The sequence below is a fragment of the Infirmifilum sp. genome (assembly GCF_049970975.1).
GTDB lineage: Archaea > Thermoproteota > Thermoprotei > Thermofilales > Thermofilaceae > Thermofilum > Thermofilum uzonense.
The window spans coordinates 3965-9031 of the sequence record NZ_JBMFLX010000051.1; the positions used below are offsets into that span (position 1 = coordinate 3965).

The window sequence follows — 5067 nt, forward strand, 5'->3', positions numbered from 1 at the left end:
TAGACTCTTTTATCCCCTCCAGTAACTTCCATGGCAAAGTCGCAGTCATTATTAGCAATGGACTTCCACTCTTGCTTAGGAATTCAAATACAGATAAGTAGTGTTGGGCCGCACTTTCGTCCTCTTCTAGTATTAGGTGAACTTCGTCAAACACGCTTAAGGATGAGAGCTGAGAAGCCCTGGGTATTTCATAGTGACCCGTGTGACCCTTTACGAGTTTACCATAAAGACTAGGGGAGATTTTAGCAATGTTGTAAAAGTAGGTGTCATAAGTGGTGACAACGAATAACCCAGATAAAAACGGGGTCTCATGGACCACACTATATTGACGTCGTACAACACCTTTACTCATTTCTTCTCCCACAAGCTTCTCAAACCCCGCACTCACCCTCTTCATGATATCTTCGATTAGACTCCTTGTTGGAACTACGTGGATAACTCTCAAGTAATCCGGGTCTTCATCAATTACGGCATGAAGAGCGGCTGTCATGGATATAGCAGTTTTGCCTATACCAGGCGGAGCCCTAATTATTATAGCCTTATTCTCTTTAATACCGCATTCAACACGGTTTAGCGCTTCTAGCAAGAATTCTCTAGGTTTGTTAGACCCGAAAACGCCGGCTTCCACCAATTTCAAATAAAGGTCTTCTAATCTTAGTTTTTTCATGGCCATCCCTATTATGACGTCAAAGTCTCCACAATTCTTTCCACGCACAGCGACGAGAATGGTGGACGCTTTTTTTCTACTGCTATCTCTTCGGCAACTCTAACAAAGTAGTAAGATGCGAATGCGGGATCTTTGGCATCGTGCACGGCTTCGTAGAGGTATGTTAAAGCGTTAACTACTTTTGGATTTTTGGCCTCGTAAGCCAGTTCGATAAAATCGCTAAGCTGCTGTGAGCATTTTTCTCCCAATTCGTCTAAAAATTCTAGGATCCGGCTACTCAATATTATATCTTCCCTTGAAAGTTCAACATATTCTTTCCCACCATAAGATGCTAGCATGTGCGTTCTAAATGACAACGGGCGCGTAATTGGCGGTTCGTTATTCCCTGATTCGAAAAGGCTAGAGAGACGGTTAAGAACTTCTTTCGGAGCGTATTTTGCTAAAATGTGGATCTGGAACAGGTACGGTAGTACGGGTCTCATTCTTACCCTACGAGTAACATGGGAAAGGTTTATGCTGATAAACCTTTTAAATTCCATTGGATTCCTGGAGAGCAGTTCGGGCGTTGTCATAAACTCGTAGGGTCCCAGAAGCCCTGGCGCTCCCACATATGACACGACTAGTCCTGCGATTAATAATGAAAGCCACGCATCGTCCACTCGTATCTCAATATTTCTGCTGTATGGCGCATTATATTTTAGCGAAGTTTCGTAAAATTCCACCTTGAGCATTTGAAGTAACGCTATGTTGCCTTTACCCAAGGTAATTTTGTCTGCAGCAGACGATATATTGAGATGCCTGCCTGGTTGACCAAGTAACAGATTGCGTAAGTTATCTATGAATAACTTTGCTAAGTCCAAGTAGGTGTTTAAGTTTTTACTTTCTTTCACAATTTCTTTCACAATATTACTTTTACTAAGAGTTCCTTTATCGTTCTTGTGTAAGTATGGCCACACAAGCTTTTCTTTCACTTCGAGAACACTCTTGAGACCGTTGACCGCTTTCTGCAGAGAGTATTCGATCTCTCGAGAACTCGATTTTAGCTCGACCGTATTCTTCTTTACAAAGACTTCCAAATCACCTAAGGAAGCAATTGCGTTTATTGCTGTAGTTGTGAGCTCTCTTATTAGGAGACCCTCAGGAGGTAAGTCTATTAATATACTATTGTCGCTCAATCACAACCACCTCATCTCCAATCTTTATTGGCAAAGCCCCTCCTTCCAATTTAACTTCAACCTTAACTGGTTCCAAACGGTCCACTCTGTACATGTACAAGTGTTCTCTATAAGGTGCCCCCGAGTAATCGCCCATTTTACCAACTCTTTTGTAGTCTACTACAAGCTCTCGAAGAAGTGGAACTTCCTCTTGAACTGATACTATGTCTCCCCAAGTAGAAAACTGCGTATGAACGGTATTTTCACCCACCAGCTTTGAAGCCGTCCCATAGTCCACGTCGATGACAGAGACAAGTCCATGAGAGCCCCCAATCCTAATAATCGAGTACGCAGCTTTGACGAGGTTCCGCTTTTCTTCTTCCTTAATATCGTTGCTAAATACATAGACCACTTCCATATCTTTTGCTGTGTTGAGTTTGCCAACATAGGTCTTACCTATCGCCACAGCATCCATCTTCGCTATTGATTCCCTTTTTCTGAACCACCAGATCCGCGTAAGATCCGCATACAGTATTATGCGACTTAGCAACTTTGTGTTGACCGATATTATCTGCTTTCTTATCCGCTCTGCCGTACTACAATCATAGCAAATATAGCCCGTGTCTTCTTCTGGCAGGTTTTTTAACTTTGCGTAACCATAGGCAAGTGCCCCTATAAGGGTAGTCGGTGGTGGTACTAGGTATGATTCCCTAGTTTTGCTCGCTGTGTACTTACGTATTAAATAACCCCAATGAAAACTAAGTGAAACCTTAATATAGAAAAAGGACATTGTGTTTACACCTGCTACTTCATTAGAGGTGATATTTTAATTCTTTAGTCCTTTTCGTACTTCGTGTAGAGGTCTATTGCTGTGCCTGCTAGTGTATCAAAGAAGTCTTCAAGGCTCTCGGCTACTGTAACTACCTGTTGTTCGGTGGCTGTAACTGATTCTCCATAAACTACTGCTTTGCTATCTAGCTCCACCTTTAAGCTGTTCTTAGCATATCCTCTGAACTTTAATAACCTGTTAACAGTTTCCTGAACGTAACCTTTGACTTGCGGTGGATGTACCATGAAAGGCAATGGATGAGTTACTGTGGCAACGGCCGATATAACTCTCTTAACTGGAGTAAATCTAGTCAGCTTGGCCCCAAAACCTACTCCAGTAAAGAGGGCTTGTAAGGCTGCGAGAGCAACTTTGACCCTCCTCAACCTCTCATCGAAATTCAGTGCTTTTTCGACTTTAACTAGCGATGTAACACCGATACCACTTAAGTCGATGGCTAGAGTCAAGCCATAAATTCCGGAGGCAACTTCAACATAGTATAGCATTTGAGCTTGTGCTCTTCGCTCCTCTGCTTTATCGCTCTGTTGCCCCCCTTTCTCTTGCTCTTTTTCTCTTCTCCAGGTTTCCGTCGGCACGTGCCTTGCGTGGATCTGCGCTTCTATAGCTGTAACATCAATGGCATCATATACCGGTAGCACGTAACCGCAGTAGAACCTTGAAGTTCTCTTAACTGGTAATTCATCCTTGGCGAAGAGAAAACCTCCAATATCGGCTACAAGACTTTCGGTTATAGCTGTTTTTTCAAAATCATGTTTTAAGCTAATTATGTAAGTAACGTCAGATTTAGATTTTGCGCTCTGTGCGCTCTGAACGATGGCTTTCAACTTATTAGTCAAGTGAGCGTCATCCATGAACTTAACGAACTCGTGTCTTTCATCCCATGGTGTTAGCGGTGGGGTTAGGTTAGCGGTCCTGTAAATTATTTTGGCATACTCTACTAGTGCTCTTTGATAGGCGTTTGCTACGGCTTCTCCGCTAACTGCTGGAACATATACTAGCCTGTAGCCGCTCTCTGTTGGGATAACCATAGGAGCTCTTCTATGCTTAACTACATTACCGACTGTTTCAACAGCATTTAGAGCCTCGACGTTGACCTCAAGCCTGGCAGCCATGGACAGGAAGACCACGAACCCCCACCCTACTCGCTCACTTTTTCTTCCTCTTTAAATTCTTCCTTTTCCTCATCCTTTCCCTGCTTTTTACCCTCCTCTTCTTTACCCCACGAGTAAGATATTGCTAGCGACGCCACGATTTTTGCAAAGCTAAGATCCAATTCTGCTAACTTCGAGAACGTTTCGACATCCTTACCCGTAGGCATGAACACATCTTCGCCACGATCATACTCGCTCTTCAAGTCCCTCAAGGCCTCCATGAGAACCTGCCTTAATGTGATAACTGAGTAAGCATTAGCTATTCTATCGATGTAACCATACGCTCTTTCTCGTGCAAAGTAGCTAAGACCTCGAGCGAGGTTTCTTAACGCCTTTTTCTCCTCCTCATTTAAGTCGCGATACAATAGGGGTCTCAAATGTTGCTCACCCATCAATCTATTTATATGTACTCCTCTTAATATAAAAACTTTACTCTCCCAGGATTCATAAACAGTCTAAATAAAAATGATACCAATCTCCATGGAACTCGACGTACGCACAAAAATCCTCTGCGTTTGTAGTCTCAATCCCATTTTGCTGTTCTACGATCATCTTCTCAAGATATATTGAAAGTTTTAGCTAGTTTACATCTCGAAACCTTTCAGCAGGTCTCCTTTTAAAGGCTTTCAGTACAGTAGTTCTATTTGGAAGACCGAAGGAACTAAAAGATTCCTAATTTTACACCAATCTTTTGATTCATTATCTGCTCCTTTATCAATACAGAAGTTGCTGGCTTTTGGTATTGGTGGGGACATTGAGCTGAAGCCTTTCGAAACATGAACCCAAGTACAAGCTTGAGGGAAGGGGGTTTGAACCTTAACGTTCAAAAGAGTTTGTTAAAAATTGGAAAAGGGTTCGCCGAGCTCTTGAGCTATGGCGAGACGCTCCCACTCAGGAATAGGTTGAAGGAGATCGAATCCACTGTTTAAGAGGGCCCTAGCATTGGTCTTGGGAGTGGGGTTATCGCTTCATTATTTTTTCTAAAGGCATGCGGGTTTGTCAGACTATGAGAACGTGTTCTGTTGGATACTATGTGACAAGTCTAAGCGTGGCAGGAGATAAATTTACAACGCTAAGGAGCTGATAAGCAACGTAGAGAGCGCTTCCGGAGACTGTGTTAAAGCAGGTAGATCCACTTCGAAGGCCGTGGAGGACCTTCACTGGGAGGGCACCGAGGATAGAGTGCGTCTCGAGGCTGAGGACTTCCTTAAAAAAGTCGTTCAAGACCTGCTAAGCGGATTTTTCAAG

General features: G+C 43.1%; 5 protein-coding genes. All 5 read right to left on the minus strand.

Translation table 11 applies throughout. The features are described 5' to 3' along the window. The coding region (locus ACP5KC_RS07240) for a DEAD/DEAH box helicase (RefSeq protein WP_428287104.1) at positions 1–715 on the minus strand (715 nt) is incomplete at its 3' end. Then, the gene (locus ACP5KC_RS07245; protein ID WP_428287105.1) at positions 679–1842 is read right to left on the minus strand and encodes a hypothetical protein; all 1164 of its coding nucleotides are present in this window, start codon (positions 1840–1842) and stop codon (positions 679–681) included. The genes ACP5KC_RS07240 and ACP5KC_RS07245, both read right to left, overlap by 37 nt. Beyond that, the gene (gene cas5a / locus ACP5KC_RS07250; protein ID WP_428287106.1) at positions 1829–2611 is read right to left on the minus strand and encodes a type I-A CRISPR-associated protein Cas5a; all 783 of its coding nucleotides are present in this window, start codon (positions 2609–2611) and stop codon (positions 1829–1831) included. The genes ACP5KC_RS07245 and cas5a overlap by 14 nt, the downstream gene beginning before the upstream one ends. 44 nt (positions 2612–2655) lie before the next feature. Then, positions 2656–3795, minus strand: coding sequence for a type I-A CRISPR-associated protein Cas7/Csa2 (cas7a, locus tag ACP5KC_RS07255; protein ID WP_428287107.1), 1140 nt, complete (start codon positions 3793–3795; stop codon positions 2656–2658). An 11-nt stretch (positions 3796–3806) separates the two neighbouring features. Next, complete coding sequence (locus ACP5KC_RS07260) at positions 3807–4196, minus strand: hypothetical protein (RefSeq protein ID WP_428287108.1); 390 nt, start codon at positions 4194–4196, stop codon at positions 3807–3809. Positions 4197–5067 lie beyond the last annotated feature (871 nt).

Bases quoted from the DNA above. Each gene is read 5' to 3' on its own strand.
- cas5a (WP_428287106.1), bottom strand. From the start codon at position 2,611: ATGTCCTTTTTCTATATTAAGGTTTCACTTAGTTTTCATTGGGGTTAT.